Here is a 23,066-nt window from a genome sequence, read left to right as displayed (position 1 = left end):
CTTCGGGGTGCCGTTTGCCTTTACTCGGTTGTATGAGAGTTCATCCATGAAAGACCTTCTGTTCGGTCTGATCTTCATCGCCCTGGGTCTGGGTGTATGGCTGATGGCCCGCGAGTTTCCGGTAGTGCCCGGCATGCAGTACGGCGCCGACTTTTTCCCCACGCTGATCGCCATAGGCATGGCTGCTGGTGGGGTATTGCTCAGCTTCAACGCATTGCGCCAGCTGCGCACGGAGGGGGTCGGCGACAACTCCGGCTTTGGCCTGCCGTCACTGGCTGTGCTACTGCCTTGCGCACTGGTCGTAGCCTACATCTACCTCAGCGAAATCATCGGCGCCGCCCCGATGATGCTGTTGATCATGCTGATTCTGCTGATCCAGCGTGGCGTACGCCTGATGCCATCTCTGGTCATCAGCCTCGTGGCCACCGCGGTCATCAGTCTCTCCTTCGGTCACCTGCTCAAAGTTCCCTTGCCCGTCGGGCCCCTAGGTTTCTGAGGAGCCACCCATGAACGAGTTAATCGACGGCATTCTGCTCGTCTTCAATTTCCAGACGCTGCTGGTGATCCTGCTGGCCGCGCTGTTCGGCGTTTTCGTCGGTGCCATTCCGGGCCTGTCGGCCACCATGGCCGTTGCGCTACTGGTCCCGATCACCTTCGCCATGGAGCCGACCGCGGCCATCGCCGCCATTATCACCACCGCGGCCATGGCCATCTTTGCCGGCGATATTCCCGGCACCTACCTGAACATTCCGGGTACCCCCGCATCCGCCGCCTACGTGGCCGACTCAGCAGCGCTGGGCCGCGCAGGGCGTGCACGTGAGGCGCTGGGCCTGAACGTCACCTGCTCGGTAATCGGTGGCCTGACCGGCACGCTGGTACTGGTCATGATCGCCCCGTCGCTGGCCGAGTTCGCGCTGAATTTCAGCTCCTTCGAATACTTCTGGCTGGCCGTGCTCGGCCTGGGCAGCGCGGTGTTCATCTCCACCGGCTCGGCGGTAAAGGGTTTCCTGTCGTTGATGGTCGGCCTGCTGCTGGCCACGGTCGGCCTGGACATGGTCACCGGCGCGCCGCGCTTCACCTTCGATGTGCCCGATTTGATGGGGGGCATCAACTTCATCCCGGTGATGATTGGTTTCTTCGCCATGTACGAGGTGATGAAGCTGTATTCCATCCCCCGCGACAAGGCCAACGCGCAGGACGCGACGCAAACCATCGCCCCCCAGCATGGCAGCGTCTTCGGCTTGGTGCCGACGCACCTCAAGCGTTACTGGAAGAACGTGATCCGCGGTAGCAGCCTGGGGGCCTTCATCGGCGCCTTGCCTGGTGCCGGCGCCGATATCGCTGCATGGATCTGCTATGCCGTCAGCAAGAAGCGCTCGAAAACGCCTGAAGCCTACGGCAAGGGCCATGTCGAAGGCCTGGTTGACGCGGGTTCGGCGAACAACGCTGCGGTAGCCGGTGCGTGGGTGCCGGCGCTGGTGTTCGGCATCCCGGGTGACTCGATCACCGCCATCGTCATTGGTGTGCTGTACATGAAAGGCATGAACCCAGGGCCGACCATCTTCATGGACAACAGCGCCATGGCTTACGGCCTGTTCACCGCGTTCTTCGTCGCCAACCTGATCCTGTTGCCGATCGGTTACCTGGCGATCCGCAGTGCCCATATCTTCGCGGTGACGCCGACACGCGTGCTGATGCCGATCATCCTGTGCTTCTGCATCGTCGGCGCCTTCGCTATCAACAACAGCCTGACCGATGTATGGATCATGCTGGTCTGCGGTGTCGTCGCCTACCTGATCGCCACTGCCGACTTCCCCATCGCCCCTGCAATTCTCGGCCTGGTACTGGGCAACATTCTCGAAACCAACTTCATGACCTCGATGATCAAGGCCGACGGCAATCTGTTGGCCTTCGTCGAGCGTCCGATCAGTATCGGCCTGGCCCTGCTGGTCCTGCTGGTGGCCCTGTTCCCGGTACTCGCCAAGTACTGGCGCATGCGCTACCCACGCGCCCTGCCCTCGCCCAAGGAAGCCATCGAATGAGCCGTATCGCCCCCGAACAACTTGAACACTTCATCAGGCAACTCTTTCTCGGGGCAGACGTCAGCCCCGAGGTCGCCAGCGTAGTCAGTCGCGTGCTGGTCGAAGGTGACCTGCTCGGTCATCACACCCACGGTGTGAAACTGGCCCAGGGCTACCTCAAGGATTTGCGCAACGGTCAGGCCAAAGGCAACGCCGATAGCCTGCAGATCATCCGCCAGACACCGGCGGCACGCCTCTATGACGCCGATTACCTGCTCGGCCCGTACTGCGTCGAGCAGGCGCTGGACTTCACCGCCGAGGCCGCGCGCACTTTCGGCATCGGCGTGGCGAGCATTCGTCGCTCGCACCATATCGCCTGCCTGGCCGCCTACCTGCAGCGCTACACCGAGCAAGACCTGATCCCGCTGGTGCTGACCTCCGATCCGGCCGTAGCCTCGGTGGCGCCGCACGGCGGTCTCGATCCGGTGTACACGCCCAACCCGCTGGGCATCGGCATTCCCACCGGCGAGAAGCCGATCCTTATCGACGTCAGCATGTCGACCATCACCAATGGCCTGGTGAACAAGACCCACCAGGCCGGCGGCCAGCTGGAACACGCCGCGCTGATCGGCCCGGACGGCCAGCCGACCCGTGATACTGCAGCCTATTTCGGCACGCCACAGGGCGCGATCCTGCCGCTGGGTAGCCTGGAGTTCGGCCACAAGGGCTTCGCCCTCGGCACCATGGTCGAGGCGCTGACCGCTGGCCTGGGTGGTTTCGGGCGCAAGGACGGGGTCAAGCAATGGGGCGCTGCGGTGACCGTACTGACCTTCGACCCGGCGTTCTTCGGCGGCGTCGATGAGCTGAAAGCCGAGATGGATCACTTCGTTGGTGCGTGCCTGGAAAGCCGCCCGCGGGTGGCGCAAAACCCGGTGCGCATGCCGGGTCATGCTGGCATCGCGCGTCGGGCCAAAGCCTTCGAACAGGGTCTGGAGTTGCCGGACGATGTGCTGGCGGCGCTGCGTGGGGCAGCGAGCGAAGCCGGTTACGAATACCCCTTCTGATCGCGCAAAGAGCGCTCGGATAGGCTCACCGAAACGTAGCAACAACCGGGACGTAGATGACTCAGCTCTCGTCCCGGAAATTCCCCGGCACGCCCACCGTGATCAGTGGACGAGCAATTCAGACTGCCGATCGCTCCACCGGCGGCAACAGCTGCGCACTCTCGCGCAACAGAGCCAACACGCTCCTGGCGGCAGGAGACAGCAGCTCCTCGTTCTTGGTGATGATGCCGTAGGCCATCAGGTTGCGATTGAGGTCTTCCTCTATTCCGGCATCCAGTTCGGCGATCGCCAGCATGCCGTAGCGAGCATAGTGCGCCACCACTTCGCGCGGCAGCACAGTGAGCATGTCGTTCTGCTCCAGTAGCGTGGTCACCATCAACAGGTTTTCAGCATTCACCACCTTGCTCGGCGGGTACATGCCGACGTGCTGGAAAAGAGCATCGAACTCATGCCGCAGCACACTACCGGAAGGCGGCAGCACCCAATCGGCAGCGTGCAGGTCCTCGCGCGACAGCACGTGGTTGATCAGTCCTGCCCGCGCACAGACGCACAGCGGCTCCTTGTACAGAGGCTCGAAACACATGCCGGTCTGAGCGCTGTCGGCAAAGAAACGCGCGACCAGAAAATCCAGCTCGCCATCGTTGAGGATCGCCATCAGGTCAAGGCTCGACCCGGTCCGAATACTCAACTCCAAGTTCGGATGGCTCTGCTTGACTCGTCGCGTCAGCTCCGGAAGCAGCTCGGCACAGGGGGTGAGAATGGTACCGATGCGTACATGCCCGCGTTGCCCGCCGCGCATCGCACAGACCTCATCGAAGGCATCCTCGAGGCTGGTCTGGATTCTCCGTGCATGACGAATCATCGCCTCGCCATAAAGCGTCGGTACCACACCACGGGCATGCCGCTCGAACAGCGCCACTTCCAGGCCATCCTCAAGCTCCTTGAGCAGCTTGGAGATGGCCGGCTGGGAAATCCCCAGACCTTCGGCGGCACGGTTGAGGTTGCCGGTATCACCCAGCGCCACCAACAGGGGAATGTGCCGACTCTTCAGCCGGGCCCGGACAAACCAACTGCTATTGAGAGGCTTCATAAAGAATCAGGTATATCCATTTGGATATGGAGAAGGCGCAATTACATATTTGTTGATGATCCCTCGTCTGTCTACTCTCTACCCTCAGAATTACAGATGTCGCACTGCCCGTCTGTTTTCTGCCGAGGCTCTATCGCGGGCCTATGCGCTAGAAAATGCCCTATAAAAATAACCGGAGAGGCACCATGAAACTCACTGCAACCCCTTACCGCCTAGGCAAGGGCCTCGCAGCCCTGGCTTTGATCCTGAGTTCGACCAGCGTACTGGCGAAAGAGGAATGGAAGTTCCAGATCAACGTCAATGCCGGCGATGACGAATTCCGCATCGCCCAGGAATGGGCCAAGAGCGTCGGCGAAAAGACCAACGGCGAAATCCTCATCGAGGTGATGCCAACCGGCACCATCGTCGGCAACAACGAGACCCTGGACGCCGTTGGCGCCGGCATCATCCAGGGCCACATCACCGACCCTGGCTACTTCTCCGGCAAGAATCCGGCCTTCGCCGTCTACGGCAACATGGTTGGCGCCTGGAGCGATACTTCGACCTTCCTCGATTACATGCGCAACGGCGGTGAGGACGGTTACAACCGCCTGGTCGAACCCTACAACGTACACCTGATCCGCGCCGGTGCCGTCGGCGTCGAGTCGCTGATCACCAAGCGACGCATCGAAAAACTCGACGACTTCAAGGGCCTCAAGGTCAGGGCTCCGGAAGGCATGGTCTCGAACGCCTTCAAGCTGATCGGTGCAGCACCGGTGAACCTGCCGACCTCCGAGGTCTACACGGCACTGGAAAAGGGCGTGATCGATGCCGCCGACTACACCGTGTTCGCCACCAACTATCAGCAGGGCTACCACAAGTACGCCCCGTTCGCGATTTACCCCGGTTTCCATTCGATGCCGATGAAGGACATCTCCATCAACAAGGCCACCTGGGATGGGCTCAGCGACGAGCAGAAGCGCATTCTCGAAGAGTCGGTGGACGCCTTCACCGCCCAGTTGATCGGCGACCTGCAGACCAAGGACGAAGAGCAGGTGGCAATCGCCAAGCAGAAAGGCGACGTGACCCTGACCACGCTCCCCGCCGAAGAGCTGAAGAAATTCCGCCAGATTGCCCGCGCCGAGTGGAGCGCCTGGCGTGATCGCAGCCCTGAAGCCAAGGAAGCCGTGGACTCGATCCAGGCCTACTTGCAGAGCAAAGGCCTGCTCTGACCTCCTTCCCATAACACACTCAGAGCACACAGCCCCGACCTCGGTCGGGGCTGACGAGGAGCTTTACAGTGAAATTGCCGCAATCTCCGAGCGACGGTCCTCTTCCCGTCACAGCCGCCACACCAGGTCAGAACCGCTTCGATCAATTGATCCAGCGTGTCGGTCAGGCTGTAGCGTGGCTGGTATTTGTCGCCATGCTGGTCAGCGTCTACGAAGTGATCATGCGCTACGGATTCAATGCCCCCACGGACTGGGCCCACGAGACCACCACCTTCCTGGTCGCGACCATCTTCGCCCTGGGCGGACCTTACGCGCTGGCGACCAACAGGCACATCCAGATTCGCATCCTGCTCGATCGTCTTTCGCCGCAAAAACGCTCCTGGCTGGATCTGCTGAACCTGGTCCTGGGCATCCTCTTCTGCCTGGCCATTGGCTACGCCGCCTGGGTTTTGGCTTTCAACGCCACTCATGCACCCGACGGCAGCTGGCGCCTGGAAACCTCAGGCTCCTCCTGGAACCCGCCGCTACCCGCCTTCATCAAGATCATCATCCTGATCTCGATTGCCCTCATGGCGCTGCAGCAGGTCGTGCGTATCAGCCAGCACTGGCGCAAGAACCAATGACCCCGGAATCGCGCCATGAGCATTGAAATCGCAACTTATCTGATCATTTTTGCCATCTTCGGCCTGCTGATACTGGGCCTGCCCCTGGCCTATGTCACCGGCCTGGTAGCGGCGATCTTTACCCTGGGCTGGTTCGGCCCGATGGCCGTTCCCCTGGTCGCCAGTCGCATGTTCGGCTTCATCACCGAATACTCCCTGGTCGCCGTTCCCATGTTCGTCTTCATGGCCGGGCTGCTCGACCGCTCCGGCCTGGCCCGGGATCTGTTCAACTCGATGCGTTTCTTCGCGGGCCGTCTGCCCGGCGGGGTCGCGGTACAGACGCTGGTCGTGGCGTTCTTCCTGGCCGCCATCTCCGGAATCATCGGCGGTGAGATCGTCCTGCTTGGCCTGCTCGCACTGCCGCAGATGCTGCGCCTGGGTTACGACAAACGTATCGCCATCGGTGTGGTGTGCGCAGGCGGCTCGCTCGGCACCATGGTGCCGCCATCGATCGTGCTGATCATCTACGGTCTGATCGCCAGCGTCTCGATCGCCGACCTGTTCAAGGCTGCGGTAGTGCCGGCGTTCCTGCTGATGGGTTGCTACATGATCTACGTGGTGGTGATGTGTACGCGCTATCCGCAGATGGGCGGCGCCAATCTCGAACAGGATAGCCATACCCCGCGCCTAACGGTCGCCGAGGCCTTCAGCGGCATGTTCTACCCGGTGGCCATTGCCGGCCTGGTACTTGGCAGCATCTACGGCGGTATCGCCTCGGTCACCGAGGCCGCAGCCATGGGTGCGCTGGGCGTACTGCTTGCGGTGATCGTGCGCGGTGAGTTCAGCGTCAAATTGCTTCAGGGCAGCCTGACCCAAACGCTGGAAACCTGCGGGATGATCGTCTGGATCGGCATCGGCGCAGCCTGCCTGGTCGGGGTCTACAACCTGATGGGTGGCAACCGCTTTGTCTCCTCCGCGATCACCGGCCTGGATGTAGCGCCCTTCGTCATCATCCTGGTGATGATGCTGATTTTCCTGGTGCTGGGCATGATTCTCGACTGGATCGGCATCGCCATGCTTTGCCTGCCGATCTTCGTGCCGATTGTCGTGCAACTCGGCTACGACCCGGTGTGGTTCGGCATCCTCTTCGCCGTGAGCATGCAGGTGTCGTACATCTCGCCCCCCTTCGGCCCGGCAGCCTTCTACCTGAAAAGCGTGGCCCCACCGGACATCAGCCTCACCGACATCTTCAGGTCGATGGTGCCGTTCATCTTCATCCAGCTGTTCGTCCTCGGCCTGTTGCTTTACATGCCGGCGCTCTCAACCTGGCTGCTGTAACCCTCTCCCTTTTCGATCAACCCGAAAGGCCCTGAGCGGCCTTTCGCACCCTGGCAGGTTTTTCTCATGACAGACAAACGCCCCCTCCGCTCCGCCCAGTGGTTCGGCAGCGCCGACAAGAATGGCTTCATGTACCGCAGCTGGATGAAGAACCAGGGCATTCCGGACCATGAGTTTCAGGGCAAGCCGATCATCGGCATCTGCAACACCTGGTCCGAACTGACCCCCTGCAATGCACACTTTCGCAAGATCGCCGAGCACGTCAAACAGGGCGTCCTCGAAGCCGGTGGCTACCCTCTGGAGTTCCCGGTGTTCTCCAACGGGGAGTCGAACCTGCGCCCGACCGCCATGCTGACCCGCAACCTGGCGAGCATGGATGTCGAGGAGGCGATCCGGGGCAACCCGATAGACGCCGTGGTCCTGCTGACCGGCTGCGACAAGACCACGCCGGCCCTGTTGATGGGCGCCGCAAGCTGCGACGTCCCGGCCATCGTCGTAACCGGCGGCCCCATGCTCAATGGCAAGCATCAAGGCAAGGACATCGGCTCCGGCACGGTGGTCTGGCAGCTCAGCGAAGAGGTCAAGGCCGGCAAGATCTCGATCCATGATTTCATGGCCGCCGAGGCGGGCATGTCGCGCTCGGCGGGCACCTGCAACACCATGGGCACGGCCTCGACCATGGCCTGCATGGCTGAAGCCCTGGGCACCTCGCTGCCACACAACGCGGCCATTCCCGCAGTCGACTCGCGACGCTATGTGCTGGCTCACCTGTCGGGTATGCGCATCGTCGAAATGGTCCATGAAGACCTGCGCCTGTCGAAAATTCTGACTCGCGAAGCATTCGAGAACGCGATCCGGCTCAATGCTGCAATCGGTGGCTCGACCAACGCGGTGATCCACCTCAAGGCCATCGCCGGGCGCATGGGCGTCGAGCTGGAGCTGGACGACTGGACCCGTGTGGGGCGTGGCACACCGACCATCGTCGACCTGCAGCCCTCCGGCCGCTTCCTGATGGAAGAGTTCTACTACGCCGGCGGCCTGCCTGCCGTCATTCGCCGACTCGGCGAGAACGGCCTGCTGCCCAACCCACAGGCGCTAACAGCCAACGGCAAGAATCTCTGGGAGAACTGCAAGGATGCACCGATCTATGGTGACGATGAGGTGATCCGTCAGCTCGACAATCCATTGCGCGCCGATGGCGGCATCTGTGTGCTGCGCGGCAACCTTGCCCCCAAGGGCGCGGTGCTGAAACCCTCGGCAGCGAGCCCGGCACTGATGCAACACCGTGGCCGTGCGGTGGTCTTCGAGGACTTCGACGACTACAAGGCGCGGATCAATGACCCGCAACTGGACGTCGATGAAACCTGTGTGCTGGTCATGAAGAACTGCGGCCCCAAGGGTTATCCGGGCATGGCGGAAGTCGGCAACATGGGGCTGCCACCCAAGGTTCTGGCTAAGGGCATCACCGACATGGTGCGCATCTCCGACGCCCGCATGAGCGGAACCGCCTACGGCACCGTGGTGCTGCACGTAGCCCCGGAGGCTGCGGCTGGCGGCCCGTTGGCAGTGGTGCGCAACGGTGATTTCATCGAACTCGATTGCGCCAGCGGGCGTCTGCATCTGGACATCCCCGAAGCGGAATTACAGGCGCGCCTGGCGGCCTGGCAGCAACCACAGGGCCTGCTCTGGGACGGTGGCTACCGCCGCCTCTATGTCGATCACGTGCTGCAGGCCGACGAAGGCTGCGATTTCGACTTTCTGGTTGGCTGCCGCGGCTCCGCCGTGCCGCGGCATTCGCACTGAGTCGATTCAGCCCTGAGGCAAGCGGGGCTCGTTCAAACCCGGCCCCGCGCAAGTGAGGTCGGGAAACACTCCGGTGTATGCAGACATGAAGAAGGGCGCCTCGGCGCCCTTCTTCATGTTACTAATAAAAAACCGCCTCGTACCGCAATTGTGGGAAGGTACGAGACGGTGGGAAAGCTATGCGCGGATGCGCTCGGCCAGCGCACGCCAATGCGCCGAGTGGATCAGGTCAGAGGTCAGTTCTTCCAGGCTGCTGCAACCCAGCAGGCCCAGGGTGCGGTCCAGCTCCGTGCGCAGGATGCCGATGGCATGCGCCGCACCCGGCCCCTTGCCGGCGGCCAGGCCGTACAAGCCGGCGCGGCCGATCAACACGCCGCTGGCGCCCAAGAGCAGCGCCTTGGCGATGTCACTGCCGCGACGGAAGCCGCCATCGACGAAGATGTCCATCCGCCCCTGGTTGATGCGTGCCACCTCCGGCAGGGTTTCCAGCGCCGAGACCGCGCCGTCGAGCTGACGGCCGCCGTGATTGGACAACACCACGCCGTCGACGCCGTACTGCAGTGCCAGGCGCGCGTCGTCCGGGTGGATCATGCCCTTGACGATCAGCTTGCCGTGCCAGATGTCTCGCAGCCAGGCGATGTCGTCCCAGCTCAGGGTCGGGTCGAGCTCGGCCGCCAGCGCGCTGGCGGCGCCCTTCACCGAGTCCTTGCCGGGCGGCAGCAGGTCGCCGAGGTTGCGAAAGCGCGGCACACCATTGGGCACCAGCACATCCCAGATCCACTCGGGGTGACAGAGCACGTCGAGGCGGTTGCGCAAATCCAGCTGCAGCGGCCTGACGTAGTTACGCTTGTCCCACTCGCGGTTGCCGAAGATGGCGCTGTCGGTGGTCACCACGATGGCTTCCAGGTTCAGGCGCTTCACCCGCTCGACCAGCTTGGCCACGTGGTCGCGGGTGCGATACAGGTAGATCTGCATCCAGGCGCGGATGCCGTCGACAGCGGCGATGTCCTCGATGGACGTGGTCGAGGCATTACTCAGCACGAAGGGGATGCCGGCGTCTGCCGCAGCGCGCGCCAGGTGCAGGTCGCCGTCACGGGTCAGCAGGCCGTTGAAGCCGGTCGGGCCGATCATGAACGGCAACTGCGCGGTGCGTCCGAAAAAGCTGCGCTCCAGGCTACGTTGACCGACGTCGCGCAGGGTGCGCGGCTGCAGGGTCACGCTCTCGAAGATCGAGCGATTACGCTTGAGGGTGAACTCGTCGTCCGCCCCGCCTTCGACGTATTCGAAGGAAAAATTCGGCAACCGGCGGCGAGCCATCTCACGCAGCTCTTCGATGTTCTGCGCACGACGAAAGTCGCGCCCCGGATACAGGCGTCGTTGCATGATTGGTTCTCTATTCGCTAGATAAACGATCTGCTGCGCGTCGGCCCTACTGCGTTAAAAACAGGTTCGGAGTGCTCATGTACAAAAGTACATTCCGCCTCCTCACCTGTTTTTGCCTTGTATGGCTCTAGCTCGCGAGATCTTGCACAGGCTGTGCGTCGCATACCGCCCTGAAGTCAACGGCTCCAGGCCACCACATCCTGGCACTGCTCACCCAGGCCGCTAATGCTCAGGCGCATGCGGTCGCCGGGCTTGAGGAATTGCGGCGGTTTCATGCCCGCGCCCACACCTGGCGGCGTACCGGTGCAGATCACGTCGCCCGGATTGAGCGTCATGAACTGGCTGATGTAGCTGACGATCTCGTCGATGGCGAAGATCATCGTGCGGGTATTGCCCTGCTGCCGGGTCTCGCCGTTCACACTCAGGTGCAAATCCAGGTCACGCAGGTCGGCGATTTCGTCTGCCGTGACCAGCCATGGCCCGATGGGCGCGAAGGTGTCGCAACCCTTGCCCTTGTCCCAGGAACCACCACGCTCGTGCTGGAAGGCGCGTTCGGATACGTCGTTGACGATGCAGTAGCCGGCGACATGGTCGAGTGCCTGCTCGCGCTCGACATATTGCGCCTTGCGCCCAATGACGATGCCCAACTCCACTTCCCAGTCGGTCTTCTGCGCGCCACGCGGAATGACCACCTTGTCGTTCGGCCCGCAGATGGCACTGGTGGCCTTCATGAACAGCACCGGTTCGCTGGGCACCGGCAGGTTGGATTCCTTGGCATGGTCGGCGTAGTTCAGACCCACGCAGACCAGCTTGCCGATGTTGGCGATCGGCGCGCCGATCCGCACGCCCTCCTCGACTCGCGGCAGGCTTTGCGGGTCGAGCGCGCGCAGTTCGTCGAGCGCCTTGGGATCAAGCGTGCGCGGACTGATATCGAGCAGTTGCTGCGACAGGTCGCGCAGGCTGCCGTCGGCGGCGAGCAACGCCGGTTTTTCCTGCCCCTCAGGGCCGTAGCGCAACAGTTTCATGCCTTGTCCTCTTCCTTGTAGGCGCGTACGCGCACGCCATTGATCTCTCCCAGCACATCGAACAGGCGCGGCACGTATTTGTCGCCGTGACCAAGGGCCTTGGCCAGCATGAAGGTCTGGTACACGGCGTCGGAGACGATACCGGTGGTTGGCGTCATCTTGGTCAGCTCGGTGTAATAGCGCATGTCCTTCTCGCAGTTGGCCAGGGCGAACTGCTGCCCGGAATCATCGCCCTTCAGGACATAGGGAATGATCCGCTCGAAGGTGCGGCTGTAGCCGCCGCTCATGCTGCATATCTCAGCGAAGGCAGCCAGGTCGATGCCGTTTTTCGCCGCCGTGCAGAACGCCTCGGCGAGGATGGTGGCGTTGCCCTGGGAAATGAAGTTGTGGATAACCTTGGCCTTGTGGCCCGAGCCCAGGGGGCCGAGATGATGGATGGTCTCGGAGAAGCATTCGAGCACCGGACGCACCTTGTCGAGTGCTTCGGCATCGCCACCAGCCAGTACGTTGAGGCGCCCTGCGATAGCATCCTTGGGGGTACGGTTGACCGGCGTATCGAGGTAATGGCCACCCTGTGCAACCACCTGCGCGGCCAGCTCGGCGGTGCGATTCGGGTCACCCGTGCTGCAATCGACGACGATCTGCCCCGGCCGCAAGCCAGCGAGGACGCCGGTCTCGCCGGCCAGAGCACGGCTGACTTCCGCCGTGCCTGGCAGACACAGCAGCACCACGTCGACAGCACGCGTCAGCTCGGCGGCATTGGCATATTCGCGGGCGCCCTTGCTGACCAGATCCTCGATCGACTGGCGGTTGCGGTGCGCCGTGACAGCGAGGGCGAAACCCTTGCTCTGGATGTTGCTGGCCATGGCATGGCCCATCAACCCGAGGCCGATGAACCCAACATTGATAGCGGTCATGAGACTCTCACTTGGCATACGACGACCATGCCCGGCACCAGCAGTGCCGAGCACAGGCGTAAAGGGTTACTGAGCGTTACGTACCTTAGCGATCTCGGCGTTCATTTCATCCATCAGCGCCGGGCCATACTCGGCGACCAGCTTCTCGACGGTCGGACGCACCTGCTCACGCATGCGCTCGATTTCCTCAGGCGCAACTTCGTTGATCTGCATGCCATGCTTGGCCAGCGCCTCGCGCGAGCTGACGTCCATGTCGCGGGATACTTTGCGCTCGTAGGCCTGGGCTTCCAGCGACGCACTGCGCACCAGCTCACGCTCGGTTTCGTTGAGCTTGTCCCAGGTACGTTTGCTGAAGATCGCCACCAGCGGATCGTAGAAGTGGCCAGTCAGCGACAGATACTTCTGCACCTCGTAGAACTTCGAGGTCTCGATAGCCGCCAGCGGGTTCTCCTGGCCATCCACGGTGCGGGTTTCCATCGCGGTGTAGAGCTCGGTGAACGACAGCGGCACCACGTTGGCACCCAGCGCCTTGAACGATTCGATGGCGGTCGGAATCTGCTGCAGACGCAGTTTCAGGCCTTTGATGTCTTCCAGCTTCTGCACCGGGTGCTTGCTGTTGGTGATATGACGAAAGCCATGATCCCAGTAGCCAAGACCGATCAGGCCATGCGGCTCCAGGGTGGTCAGCAGGTTCTGCCCGGCCGGGCCGTCGAGTACGGCGTCGACCTCGGCGGAGTTCTGGAACAGGAACGGCAGACCATACAAGGCGAAACCCTTCTCGATACCCGAGAGCAGGCCGGGAGTTACCAGCGTCATGTCGACGGTGCCGCCCTGTACGGACGAGATCACCTGCGCATCGCCACCCAGAGTGCCGCTGGCGAAGACCATGACCTTCATTTTGCCGTCACTCTTTTCCTTGATCAGTTCGGCGAATTTCTGCGCGCCCAGGCCATGCGGATGATCCTTGGCCTGGACGAAAGCGATCTTGAAGTTGTGGCGGTTGATCTCTTCTGCAGCCTGACTGACGGCAGACAGCAGCAGGGCCGAGGAGCAGAGCAGTGCGGCGAGGGCGTTGGGGATGAGTTTCATAGGGTTTCCTCTTGTTTTTATTACCGCCACGAATGGCGGGGAAATGGGCGAAACAGCCCGTTGCGCATTCGCCGTCAGAACAAGACGAATGCGGCGTTGTTGATCAATAGAGCCACTGCGCAGGTACCAGCAGCAGTTGTGGGAAAGCCAGGAGCAGGCCGATTATCAGCAGCTCGGCGAGCAGGAAAGGCAGCACACCGCGGACAGTGGCGACAAAGTCGATCTTCGCCACACCGGCCACCACGTTGAGCACCAGCCCCACGGGCGGAGTGATCAACCCGATGGCACAGGTCATGACGAAGATCACGCCGAAGTAGATCGGGTCGATACCGGCCGCGACCGCCACCGGCATCATCACCGGGGCCAGGATCAGGATGATCGGCGACATGTCCATGGCCATGCCGATCAGCACGATGATGGCGACGATCAGCAGCATCAACAGACGCGGGCTGTCCATCAGCGGCTCCAGTACCTCGACCACCGAGCTTGGCAAGTCGGCCACGGTGATCATCCAGGCGGCGACCATGGCCGAGGCGACCAGGAACATCACCATCGCCGTGGTCATCACGGAAGACACCAGCACCTGGTACATGCTTTTCCAGGTCAGCTCGCGGTAGATCACCAGGGATACGAACAGCGCATAGACCGCTGCCACCACACCCGCTTCCGTGGGTGTGAAGATCCCGGCGCGCAGGCCAACGAGAATGATCACCGGCAGCAGCAGTGCCCATACACCCTCATAAAACGCCTTGGCGACCTCACGCATCGGTGCTCGCGGGCGGGTGATCAGCGTCTCGCGGCGCGAGACGATGGCCCAGGCGATACACAACGACGCGCCCATCATCAGACCGGGAGTGATACCGGCGAGGAACAGCTTGGTGATCGACACGTTGGCCGCCACACCGAACAGAATCAGACCAATCGAAGGCGGCAGAACCGGGGCGATGATGCCGGACGCAGCGACAAGACCACCGGCAGTCGCCTTGTCGTGACCCACCTTGACCATCATCGGCACCAGCAGCGCGGCCAGCGCAGCGGCATCGGCCGCAGCCGAGCCTGAGAGGCTGGCCAGCACACAGGCCGCCAGGATGGTGACATAGCCAAGCCCGCCCTTGATGTGGCCGACCAAGGCGATGGCCATGTTGACGATGCGCCGGGACAGACCACCGGCATTCATCAGCTCACCGGCGAGCATGAAAAAGGGCACGGCCATCAGCGGGAAGCTGTCGGCACCGTTGACCAGCCCCTGGGCGACGATCTGCGCGTCGAACAGATCGAGGTGATACATCATGGCCAGTGCGCAGAGGATCAGCGCGTAGGAGATGGGCACGCCAATGGCCATGGCGCCCAGCAGAGACAGTACGAATATCGCGATGATGACCATCACATCACTCCGATTCTTATTATGAAATTGAGCGCCGGCGGCAGGCCGGCGAGATGCCGGAAAGGGCTACTGATGCAGCTCCGCAGAGAGATCGGGGCGTGGTATTTCGCCACCCAGTGCCAGGCGCGCGATTTCGTAGAGATGAATCAGGCAGGCCGAGATACCGAAGAACACACCGGAGCCGTAGAACAGGCCCATCGACCAGCCAGCGACCGGCGACGGCACGTTCCAGTTGATCTCCATCTGCTGCCAACTGCCCCAGAAAAACAGCCCCGAGCAGGCCAGCATCAGCAGTTGGGACAGGATCAGGCAGCCGCGCTCACCCCAGCTCGGTAGCGCCCTTAGTGCCAGATCCACGCTCATGTGACCACGCTCGCGCAGCAGCACCACGGCGCCAAGAAACGTCAGCCAGACAAAGGCCCAACGCGAAATTTCTTCAGAAATCAGGATGCTTTCGTTGAAGCCATAGCGCAGCACGACGTTGCCGAATACCAGCACCACCATGGTCACCAGGCAGATGATCGCCAGCACCTTGAGGAGGGTGAAATAACCGTCGACGAGCTTATGCATGACGGCGCTCCAGCAGACGGACGCTGGCAGCGTACAGGCAGGATGTCGGCTGGCAGCCAACCCTCCCGGAAGGATGGGAATGATCCATCTGGAAAGCCTCACATTGTTGTTTTTGTGTGCTGACAAGCAGCCGTGTGGAGCCGACACTAACATCACAAATTATTGCGTGCAATGTTCATTTTTGTCAGTATCGTCGCCAGTCGATCACAACAACAACGAGAACGAGCCATGCAACTCATCACCAATACCCCAGCCGTGGTCATCCTCAGCGATCTCGACTCAGTCGCGGTCGCACGCCGCGCCCTGGCCCGTGGCAGCAAAGTCGAAAAGCTCGATCTAGAGGCTCTGGATGACATTCCAGCAGGTCACAAGATCGCCCGTTGCAGCATTGCCGCCGGGCAACCTGTGCTCAAGTACGGCCAGGTCATCGGTATCGCCAGTCAGGACATAGCCGCTGGCGCCCACGTGCACACCCACAACGTGTCGATGCCGCAGAGCCACGCCAACAACCAGTTGCCGCCGCCCATCACCCGCACTCCGGTGCTGCCGCCGGAGCAGCGCCGCCGCTTCATGGGCTACCGCCGCCCGGATGGCCGCGTCGGCACGCGCAACTACATCGGTATCCTGTCCACGGTGAACTGCTCGGCGACGGTATCGCGCGCAGTGGCGGCGCACTTCAACGGCTCGGAACTGCTCAAGCGCTACAACATCGACGGTGTGGTGGCGCTGACCCACGGCAGCGGCTGCGCGATCAACGCCGAGTCGGAAGGTTTCAAGTTCCTCGAGCGCAGCATCTGGGGCTACGCCTGCAACCCCAACGTCGCGGGCGCGCTGGTAATCGGCCTGGGCTGCGAGACCAACCAGATCAGCTCGCTGATGAAGCGCTACAACATCAGCGAAGGGCCGAACTTCCGCGTCTTCAACATCCAGAATGCAGGCGGCACCCGCGCCAGCATCGCCCGCGCCATCGAGCAGGTGACCGAGATGCTGGAAGCCATTGGCCGCCTGGAGCGCACCTCGGAAAGCGTCGAGCACATCATGGTCGGCATGCAGTGCGGCGGCTCTGACGGATACTCCGGCATTACTGCCAACCCGGCGCTGGGTTATGCCGCCGACCTGCTGGCGCAGCACGGTGGCACCGCGATTCTCAGCGAAACCCCGGAAATCTACGGTGCCGAACACCTGTTGATCGCCCGTGCGATCAACCATGAAGTCGGCCAGAAGCTGCTCGACCGTCTGACCTGGTGGGAAGAATACACGCGCATCAACGGTGCCGAGCTGAACAACAATCCCTCGCCAGGCAACAAGGCCGGCGGCCTCACCACCATTCTGGAGAAGTCTCTCGGCGCAGCAGCCAAGGGCGGCACCAGCTCGCTCAATGGCGTATACGAGTGGGGCGAGCCGATCACCGAGCGCGGCTTCGTATTCATGGACAGCCCCGGTTATGACCCGGTATCGGTGACCGGCCAGGTGGCCTCCGGCGCCAACATGATCTGTTTCACCACTGGCCGCGGATCGGTGTCCGGCTTCAAACCCGCACCGTGCATCAAGCTGGCCACCAACACCGAGATGTTCCGCAAGCTGGAAGAGGACATGGACATCAACTGCGGCGGCATCATCGATGGCGAGCTGAGCATCGCCGAAGCCGGGCACAAGATCTTCGACATCCTCATCGAGATCGCATCGGGCGAGCCATCGAAGAGCGAGCTGTACAACTACGGCGACAACGAGTTCGTACCATGGCAGGTAGGCGCGGTGACCTGATTTTCAGGGCAAGGCGGCGCACCCTAAGACGTAGGGTGCGCCGTGCGCACCACAGGCCGAACGACCTACACTTCGATTCGCTCCAGATAGGGCACTGCAGCGATCTGGTTATGCTCCCGGAAGAACGCCATGCGCTGCTTGACCTTGCGCTCGGCAATCACCAGGTGCTCTTCCATGCTTTGCGCAGCCAGGTCAGGACGACCAGCCTGCAGGTTCTCGAAGATGCTCAGGTGCTCACGGAAGAAGGGTTCTTCATCGGGGAAGTAGCTCTTGTCCAGCAAGATATGCTTGCCCGAGAGCAGCAGCGAGTGGGTGCGTCGCAATATCTGCAGCATCTGCCGGTTGGGGCAGCGGCCCAGCGTCTCGATATGCAGATCGCTTTCCAGGTCGTCGAACTGACGGCTGTCCATGTCCGGGTAGAGCTGCATAGCCTGGTGCAGGCGCTCGATATACCCCTCGATCTGCTCGCCATCGATGAACTCCGCCGCCCGCATCAGCACATAAGGCTCCAGGCGCCGACGCACTTCGTACAGCTCGGCCAAACGCGCCTCGTCCCACTGCCCGAGCTGCCAGCGCGAACGCTCGTCGCGCTCGACCAACCCCATCAGCGATAGGCGCGTGAGCACCTGGCTGGAGACCGTGCGGCTAATGCCGTAATGGCGAGACAGTTCGAGCTCGTTGATGCGATAGGTACCGAACAGCGACTGGTGCAGCAAGTCCCGTTCGATCTGGTCGTATACGGATTTCCAGGTTTCAGTCTTGCGCGGAGCCTGAGCCTGGTCATCCGTCAGCTTGAAATCAGCGGCCTCGAGCTTGCGCCGCAGCACCTTGCCAGGCTGCGCACCAACCAGATAACCACGGCCTTCGAACGTACAGACAAGACCTGCCTGATGCAGGCTGAGCAGCGCCTGGCGCACAGGCGAGCGGCTCACCCCGAACAGATCCGCCAGGGGCCCTTCAAGCAGCAACGTTCCCGACTTGAGTCGACCTTTGCGGATGCTCGTTGCGATGAGTTCGAATAACTGATCGTTGAGGTGCTTCTTCATTATTGTTTTCGGGTCGTATGTGGGAAGGGAAAGAACCACAGAGCTCCATGCCCCGCAATACTCCTACATATGACAGCCTCATACAAAACAGCTTTTGCATGCAATGTTCTTTATCGACAACTCGTTGCGGCGTGACGACATATGCCACGCGATGTGCACGGCCTCACAACGCGCGATCCCCCTGTAAAGCACGGTACTGATTCGGCGAGATGTTGAACCAGCGCATGCACGCCTTGTGAAAGCTGCTCTGGTCACGAAACCCCAGCTGCGCCGAGATGTACTTGAGACTGCGGCTGGTGTTGCGCAGAAAGCTGGCGGCCTGGCAGCGGCGGGCATGGTCCAGCAGCAGGGTGAAATTCGCCGAGTCACGTTCCAGGCCGTGCTGCAGACTGCGCCGGCTCATGCCGAGCTGATCGGCAATCTGGCTGAGGCTCGGACTGACGCCCTGGCTCAGTTGCTCGGCCAGAATCCGCCTGACCCTGGCCTCCAGCGAGCCATCCACCTGTTCGCTCATGCGCGCCTGCGCATATTCGACGTGCAGGGGATGCAGGGCCGCTGCCGCGGTGGGCAACTCGATCGCGCCGGCCTCGACACTGAATGTCATGCAATTGCGCCGCGCCGAAAAGTACAGGTTATTGCCAAACAGGCGGCGTAACTCGCGGGTATCGGCGGGCTCGGGATAGGTCAGTTCCAGCATCAACGGCATCGGCCGCTGGAAGGGCACCAGCCAGTGCACGATGGCAAAAATCAGCGCTGCTCCCGCGTCGATGAAGGCGCGCGGCGCGCGCTGGGCCACCGTTGCGTTCTCCAGGCCAACCAGCTTCAGGCGATCGACATGGCGCTCCAGAAACATGTGCGAGCCGTCGCTGGTCATCGGGTGGTAATCGGCCAGGCGCTGCAGCGCATGAGCCAGCGTTGGACTGGACATCAGCGCGTAGCTCTGTACGCCCAGTGCACTGGGGTGAAAGTGCTCGTAAGCGACCAGGCCGATGTCCGCGTTGCCGGTTTCGCTCACCAGCGTATTGAGCAGACGATAGACCAGCACCACCCTGACCGGATCACCATCGAGCAGCACCTGATCCAATCCGGGCAGATGCCTGGCAACCTCCACGCCATTGTTTGCAAATGCCTTGGCCATTACCTGGAAACAGGCATTTGTAATCGTATGCATCGAATATTCCTGAGCGGCAACCTGATCGGCTCACTCAAATAACACGCAGAAAAACACGGAGGGGCCGAGGGACATACGATTGGTGTCCCGGAACACTTCTCACCCCTTAAATCGAGTGCGAGGATGTTACAAGCGGGTTGCCAGCATTCTTAATTCCTACAAAACCCGGACATTGCCTCTCCGGTTAAATAGTCAATTCTTGAGCAAGGCACTATTGGTTTGCGCTTGAATGCTGTGAAACCTCATATGGCCAATGCCGAATGCACTGGCACTTGGCCAGTTTAAAAACTTCATCAGACGCCCAGCGCCATTACCTATTCGATTAGTGATTGCACACCACAATAGAGCGGGTGATGGCATCTCTTTTTCATTGCCAAAGACTTCACTACAGGGACAGGGAAAGATGTACAGCCCCCGACATATCGCCTTTCTCAGGAACGCCCGGGCATGACCAGCCACGAGCCGTTCTTCCGCCCCGTAGCCAACAATCCGCTGAATGACTTGCAGCGGGCGCACCTGTTCTACGAACAGCTACAACGCGGTCACTTCCACCTGGCTTTCCAGCCTGTGGTCGCCCCTGGCGAAACCCAGCGCGTGCTGTACCGTGAGAGCCTGTTACGCCACGCCGGCGAAGGCCTGGGCTTCAATCCCTTCCCGTTACTGGAGCGGCTACACGTCATACGGCCGCTGGACCATCGCGTGATCTGCACCGTGCTCACGCTGCTACGTGACAACCCTGCGCTGACCCTTGGCTGCAACATCTCAGCACTCAGTACCGTGCTCGACAGCGATTGGGATCAACTGCTGGAGCGCTTCTCCAGCGCTCCCGAGGTGGCCCGCCGCCTGGTCATCGAAATCACCGAAAGTGCCGTGCCACCCAATCACCGCAGCGCGGTCGACCTGGTACATCGGTTACGCCACACCGGCTGCCGAGTGGCAGTCGATGATTTCGGCTCGGGCTTCGGCACATTGTCGTTCATTCAGCAAAGTCAGCCGGACATCATCAAGATCGACCAGAGCTATATACAACGCGCGCGCAATAGTACGCATGGCGAGAAAACACTCAAGTATCTGCTGGAACTGTGCAAGACATTGGCGCCCTGCGTAATAGTCGAAGGCATCGAAACTTCTGCCGACCTACACCTGGCGCAAAGTCTCGGCAGCTATTGGGTGCAGGGTTATTTATTCGGACAACCCTCTAGCGACATTACAGGGATGCAAGGTTCTTCTCGCATCAGTAATTAACCGACGCGGTCGTTGACATAAAAACTGATCACTCAATCAATTTTCATCGCACATCGATGATGTCATTTACGCTGTTTCCACGAGGTAGTCATGTTGCTGAGAAAGATGAAGATCGGCTGGCGTGCCGCTGCCAGCTTCGCCGTACTGGCACTGCTGGTCTTGCTGTTAGGCTGGATTACCCTGATGCAGATGTCACGCATGGACGAGATGTCCGATGCCATCGAGGGCAAGTGGTTTCCGTCAGTGCTGGCGCTGGACGAGATGAACACGAGCGCGGCGAAAATTCGTGCGTTGACCTTACGCATTCATATTTCCCGCGACGCTGAAAACCGCAGCACCGATCTGGCAGCTCTCGAACAGGCGAAGAAGGACCTGGCGCGCGTCGAACAAACGTACGCCGCATTCATCAACTCGGCCGAGGAACGGTCGGCCTATGACAGGTTTCACAATAGCCGGGAACGCTACATGGCCAGTCAAATCGAGGTGATGAAAGCGATTCTGGCGGGTAACGACGTGCAGGTCAGCCAGTTGGTGGAAGGCCCGCTGAGCGAGACCGCCGACGCCCTGACGTCCTCATTGCGGGAGCTGATGCAGCTGAACAAGAGCGGCGCAGGCAATGCCTCGGCACAGAGCGAAGACGCCTACGACAACGCCAGGCATATCGTGCAGGCCGCCGTTGCTGTAGCCATGCTGCTGACGGTAGTGCTCGCCCTGCTGTTCACGCGCAGCATCGTCGTGCCGTTGAACAAGGCGGTGAGCATGGCCGGTGACATTGCCGCCGGCGACCTCAGCCGTGAAATCAGCGACGAGGGCCAGGATGAGCCCGCGCAACTGCTGGCCGCGCTCGCCACCATGCGTCACAGCCTGCGCGACACCATCCAACAGATCGCCGACTCTTCCAGCCAGCTGGCGTCCGCCTCCGAAGAGCTGCATGCCGTCACCGAGGACAGCACGCGCGGGCTGCACCAGCAGAACAACGAGATCGAACAGGCCGCGACCGCCGTCAACGAAATGACCGCAGCCGTGGAAGAAGTCGCACGCAACGCCGTCAACACATCGGAGGCCTCCCGCGAGACCGACCATACCGCGCGCCAAGGCCAGAACCAGGTAGGCCAGACGGTCGAATCGATCGGCCTGCTGACGCAGGATATATCCACCACCAGCGAAGAGATCCGCCGCCTGGCCGACAACGTGCGCAACATCGGTCAGGTGGTCACGGTGATCCGTGCCATCGCCGAGCAGACCAATCTGCTGGCGCTCAATGCGGCTATCGAGGCCGCGCGGGCCGGCGAGCAGGGCCGAGGCTTCGCCGTGGTGGCCGACGAGGTTCGCGCCCTCGCCCACCGCACCCAACAATCGACTGGCGAAGTCGAGCAGATGATCGATCTCATCCAGAAAGAAACCGAACAGGCCGTGCAGGCGATGGACACCAGCATGCAGCGCGCCGACTCAACACTCGGCCTGGCTCAATCCGCCGGCCAGGCGCTGGAGCAAATCACCCAGTCCATCGGTGCAATCAATGAACGCAACCTAGTGATCGCCAGCGCCTCGGAAGAGCAGGCGCAGGTGGCCCGCGAGGTGGATCGCAACCTGGTCAACATCCGCGACCTGTCACTGCAAAGCTCGGCCGGCGCTGATCAGACCACTGCCGCCAGCCAGGAGTTGTCGAGCCTGGCCGTCGGCCTCAATCAGTTGGTGACACGCTTTCGTCTCTGAACCGGCGACTCACACCGGCGCGCTGGCCTGCATCGAGGCGCGCTGGGCGAAGTCCTGCTGGAAAGCGGCCAGCCCCGAATGCGCGGCTCGCCAGTCGAGGTCGGCGAAGCGGAAATCCAGATAGCCCAGGGCGCAGGCGACGCCGATCTGCGCCAGGTCGAGCGGGCCCTGCAAGTGTTCGATCTGGCGCTCCAGCTCCGCCAGGGCGCGCTGCACCTTGCCCAGTTGGCCATCCAGCCAGGCTGGCCACCGCAGCTCGACGGGCCGCGCTGCACGCTCGTAACGCGCCAGCAGGGCCGCGTCCATCAAGCCATCGGCCAGCGCGGCCAGGCGTAGCACCTGCCAGCGCGCCGCACCACTCGGCAGCAGCTTCGCCCCCGCGTGCAGGGTATCGAGGTATTCGCAGATCACCCGGCTGTCGTACAGCGCCTCGCCAGCGTCGGCCAGCAGCACCGGAATCTTGCCCAGCGGGTTGAGCGCGTTGACCCTCTCGTTCAGCGTAATCGGCAGTACGGCGGTATCGAGCAGCTCGATGCGCGCCAGCAGGCCGGTTTCCGCGGCCAGTACGCGAACCTTGCGGGCGAAGGGTGAGGCAGCAGCGTAGATCAGTTGCATGCGCGTGTTCCT

Annotated in this window: 20 protein-coding genes; 10 read left to right on the top strand and 10 right to left on the bottom strand. The window is 61.7% G+C overall.

Annotated features, from left to right (window positions below; translation table 11 throughout):
- Positions 1-46: 46 nt before the first annotated feature.
- From BM059_RS12425 to BM059_RS12415, 3 genes are read left to right on the top strand one after another with little or no spacing between them, the layout of a single operon-like run.
- On the top strand, positions 47-496 hold the full coding sequence (locus tag BM059_RS12425) for a tripartite tricarboxylate transporter TctB family protein (protein ID WP_017676511.1): 450 nt from the start codon (positions 47-49) through the stop codon (positions 494-496).
- A 10-nt stretch (positions 497-506) separates the two neighbouring features.
- A complete protein-coding gene (locus BM059_RS12420; protein ID WP_074938953.1) occupies positions 507-2,042 on the top strand; it encodes a tripartite tricarboxylate transporter permease in 1,536 nt (511 codons plus the stop codon).
- Entirely contained in the window at positions 2,039-3,085 is a 1,047-nt protein-coding gene (locus tag BM059_RS12415) for an Ldh family oxidoreductase (protein ID WP_074938951.1), read from the top strand. The genes BM059_RS12420 and BM059_RS12415 overlap by 4 nt, the downstream gene beginning before the upstream one ends.
- Before the next feature lie 118 nt (positions 3,086-3,203).
- Here BM059_RS12415 and BM059_RS12410 read toward each other — a convergent pair whose 3' ends face one another.
- Positions 3,204-4,175, bottom strand: coding sequence for a LysR substrate-binding domain-containing protein (locus BM059_RS12410; protein ID WP_241766128.1), 972 nt, complete (start codon positions 4,173-4,175; stop codon positions 3,204-3,206).
- A 185-nt stretch (positions 4,176-4,360) separates the two neighbouring features.
- Here BM059_RS12410 and BM059_RS12405 point away from each other — a divergent pair, with 185 nt between their 5' ends.
- The 4 genes from BM059_RS12405 to BM059_RS12390 all read left to right on the top strand — a co-directional run bounded on the left by BM059_RS12405 (position 4,361) and on the right by BM059_RS12390 (position 9,129).
- Positions 4,361-5,386: a TRAP transporter substrate-binding protein gene (locus BM059_RS12405; RefSeq protein WP_037001871.1), complete on the top strand. Its 1,026-nt coding sequence runs from the start codon at positions 4,361-4,363 to the stop codon at positions 5,384-5,386.
- Between the two features lie 68 nt (positions 5,387-5,454).
- Entirely contained in the window at positions 5,455-6,009 is a 555-nt protein-coding gene (locus BM059_RS12400; RefSeq protein WP_037001869.1) for a TRAP transporter small permease subunit, read from the top strand.
- Positions 6,010-6,024: 15 nt separating this feature from the next.
- On the top strand, positions 6,025-7,326 hold the full coding sequence (locus BM059_RS12395; protein WP_013713415.1) for a TRAP transporter large permease: 1,302 nt from the start codon (positions 6,025-6,027) through the stop codon (positions 7,324-7,326).
- Between the two features lie 66 nt (positions 7,327-7,392).
- Positions 7,393-9,129, top strand: coding sequence for an IlvD/Edd family dehydratase (locus BM059_RS12390; protein ID WP_037001865.1), 1,737 nt, complete (start codon positions 7,393-7,395; stop codon positions 9,127-9,129).
- 177 nt (positions 9,130-9,306) lie between these two features.
- Here BM059_RS12390 and BM059_RS12385 read toward each other — a convergent pair whose 3' ends face one another.
- The 6 genes from BM059_RS12385 to BM059_RS12360 form a co-directional block, all read right to left on the bottom strand.
- The gene (locus tag BM059_RS12385; protein WP_074938949.1) at positions 9,307-10,512 is read right to left on the bottom strand and encodes an alpha-hydroxy acid oxidase; all 1,206 of its coding nucleotides are present in this window, start codon (positions 10,510-10,512) and stop codon (positions 9,307-9,309) included.
- Positions 10,513-10,688: 176 nt separating this feature from the next.
- The gene (locus BM059_RS12380; protein ID WP_074938947.1) at positions 10,689-11,537 is read right to left on the bottom strand and encodes a fumarylacetoacetate hydrolase family protein; all 849 of its coding nucleotides are present in this window, start codon (positions 11,535-11,537) and stop codon (positions 10,689-10,691) included.
- A complete protein-coding gene (locus BM059_RS12375) occupies positions 11,534-12,454 on the bottom strand; it encodes an NAD(P)-dependent oxidoreductase (RefSeq protein WP_074938945.1) in 921 nt (306 codons plus the stop codon). Before BM059_RS12375 ends, BM059_RS12380 begins: the two co-directional genes overlap by 4 nt.
- A 66-nt stretch (positions 12,455-12,520) precedes the next feature.
- Positions 12,521-13,543: a TRAP transporter substrate-binding protein gene (locus BM059_RS12370; protein ID WP_037001858.1), complete on the bottom strand. Its 1,023-nt coding sequence runs from the start codon at positions 13,541-13,543 to the stop codon at positions 12,521-12,523.
- Positions 13,544-13,646: 103 nt separating this feature from the next.
- A complete protein-coding gene (locus BM059_RS12365; protein ID WP_037001855.1) occupies positions 13,647-14,927 on the bottom strand; it encodes a TRAP transporter large permease subunit in 1,281 nt (426 codons plus the stop codon).
- A gap of 66 nt (positions 14,928-14,993) precedes the next feature.
- Entirely contained in the window at positions 14,994-15,497 is a 504-nt protein-coding gene (locus BM059_RS12360; protein ID WP_037001854.1) for a TRAP transporter small permease, read from the bottom strand.
- A 228-nt stretch (positions 15,498-15,725) separates the two neighbouring features.
- Between BM059_RS12360 and BM059_RS12355 the strand changes: the two genes are divergently transcribed.
- Positions 15,726-17,261: a UxaA family hydrolase gene (locus BM059_RS12355; RefSeq protein ID WP_074938943.1), complete on the top strand. Its 1,536-nt coding sequence runs from the start codon at positions 15,726-15,728 to the stop codon at positions 17,259-17,261.
- Positions 17,262-17,326: 65 nt separating this feature from the next.
- Here the strand turns inward: BM059_RS12355 and BM059_RS12350 are convergent, their stop codons facing one another.
- Both BM059_RS12350 and BM059_RS12345 read right to left on the bottom strand, forming a co-directional pair.
- Positions 17,327-18,307 carry a GntR family transcriptional regulator gene (locus tag BM059_RS12350; protein WP_208606101.1) on the bottom strand — a complete coding sequence of 327 codons (981 nt, stop codon included), beginning with the start codon at positions 18,305-18,307 and terminating at the stop codon, positions 17,327-17,329.
- Positions 18,308-18,470: 163 nt separating this feature from the next.
- Complete coding sequence (locus BM059_RS12345; protein WP_074938941.1) at positions 18,471-19,478, bottom strand: AraC family transcriptional regulator; 1,008 nt, start codon at positions 19,476-19,478, stop codon at positions 18,471-18,473.
- Between the two features lie 447 nt (positions 19,479-19,925).
- On the opposite strand from BM059_RS12345, the gene BM059_RS12340 reads away from it, so the two are divergent.
- Both BM059_RS12340 and BM059_RS12335 read left to right on the top strand, forming a co-directional pair.
- Complete coding sequence (locus BM059_RS12340) at positions 19,926-20,723, top strand: EAL domain-containing protein (RefSeq protein WP_081811716.1); 798 nt, start codon at positions 19,926-19,928, stop codon at positions 20,721-20,723.
- A gap of 90 nt (positions 20,724-20,813) precedes the next feature.
- Positions 20,814-22,439 carry a methyl-accepting chemotaxis protein gene (locus BM059_RS12335; RefSeq protein ID WP_074938938.1) on the top strand — a complete coding sequence of 542 codons (1,626 nt, stop codon included), beginning with the start codon at positions 20,814-20,816 and terminating at the stop codon, positions 22,437-22,439.
- Between the two features lie 9 nt (positions 22,440-22,448).
- Here the strand turns inward: BM059_RS12335 and BM059_RS12330 are convergent, their stop codons facing one another.
- Positions 22,449-23,054, bottom strand: coding sequence for a glutathione S-transferase (locus BM059_RS12330; RefSeq protein WP_074938936.1), 606 nt, complete (start codon positions 23,052-23,054; stop codon positions 22,449-22,451).
- Positions 23,055-23,066: the final 12 nt, after the last annotated feature.

The sequence above is a fragment of the Ectopseudomonas composti genome, from assembly GCF_900115475.1.
In the GTDB taxonomy this organism is placed as follows: domain Bacteria; phylum Pseudomonadota; class Gammaproteobacteria; order Pseudomonadales; family Pseudomonadaceae; genus Aquipseudomonas; species Aquipseudomonas composti.
This window is presented reverse-complemented; position numbering and strand designations above follow the sequence as displayed.

Excerpts from the sequence above, each read along its gene's own strand:
- BM059_RS12370 (WP_037001858.1), bottom strand. The coding sequence starts at position 13,543 with ATGAAACTCATCCCCAACGCCCTCGCCGCACTGCTCTGCTCCTCGGCC.
- BM059_RS12365 (WP_037001855.1), bottom strand. The coding sequence starts at position 14,927 with ATGGTCATCATCGCGATATTCGTACTGTCTCTGCTGGGCGCCATGGCC.
- BM059_RS12355 (WP_074938943.1), top strand. The coding sequence starts at position 15,726 with ATGCAACTCATCACCAATACCCCAGCCGTGGTCATCCTCAGCGATCTC.
- BM059_RS12415 (WP_074938951.1), top strand. The coding sequence starts at position 2,039 with ATGAGCCGTATCGCCCCCGAACAACTTGAACACTTCATCAGGCAACTC.
- BM059_RS12385 (WP_074938949.1), bottom strand. The coding sequence starts at position 10,512 with ATGCAACGACGCCTGTATCCGGGGCGCGACTTTCGTCGTGCGCAGAAC.
- BM059_RS12335 (WP_074938938.1), top strand. The coding sequence starts at position 20,814 with ATGTTGCTGAGAAAGATGAAGATCGGCTGGCGTGCCGCTGCCAGCTTC.
- BM059_RS12395 (WP_013713415.1), top strand. The coding sequence starts at position 6,025 with ATGAGCATTGAAATCGCAACTTATCTGATCATTTTTGCCATCTTCGGC.
- BM059_RS12425 (WP_017676511.1), top strand. The coding sequence starts at position 47 with ATGAAAGACCTTCTGTTCGGTCTGATCTTCATCGCCCTGGGTCTGGGT.
- BM059_RS12420 (WP_074938953.1), top strand. The coding sequence starts at position 507 with ATGAACGAGTTAATCGACGGCATTCTGCTCGTCTTCAATTTCCAGACG.
- BM059_RS12350 (WP_208606101.1), bottom strand. The coding sequence starts at position 18,307 with ATGAAGAAGCACCTCAACGATCAGTTATTCGAACTCATCGCAACGAGC.
- BM059_RS12405 (WP_037001871.1), top strand. The coding sequence starts at position 4,361 with ATGAAACTCACTGCAACCCCTTACCGCCTAGGCAAGGGCCTCGCAGCC.
- BM059_RS12360 (WP_037001854.1), bottom strand. The coding sequence starts at position 15,497 with ATGCATAAGCTCGTCGACGGTTATTTCACCCTCCTCAAGGTGCTGGCG.
- BM059_RS12380 (WP_074938947.1), bottom strand. The coding sequence starts at position 11,537 with ATGAAACTGTTGCGCTACGGCCCTGAGGGGCAGGAAAAACCGGCGTTG.
- BM059_RS12330 (WP_074938936.1), bottom strand. The coding sequence starts at position 23,054 with ATGCAACTGATCTACGCTGCTGCCTCACCCTTCGCCCGCAAGGTTCGC.
- BM059_RS12375 (WP_074938945.1), bottom strand. The coding sequence starts at position 12,454 with ATGACCGCTATCAATGTTGGGTTCATCGGCCTCGGGTTGATGGGCCAT.
- BM059_RS12340 (WP_081811716.1), top strand. The coding sequence starts at position 19,926 with ATGACCAGCCACGAGCCGTTCTTCCGCCCCGTAGCCAACAATCCGCTG.
- BM059_RS12410 (WP_241766128.1), bottom strand. The coding sequence starts at position 4,175 with ATGAAGCCTCTCAATAGCAGTTGGTTTGTCCGGGCCCGGCTGAAGAGT.
- BM059_RS12390 (WP_037001865.1), top strand. The coding sequence starts at position 7,393 with ATGACAGACAAACGCCCCCTCCGCTCCGCCCAGTGGTTCGGCAGCGCC.
- BM059_RS12345 (WP_074938941.1), bottom strand. The coding sequence starts at position 19,478 with ATGCATACGATTACAAATGCCTGTTTCCAGGTAATGGCCAAGGCATTT.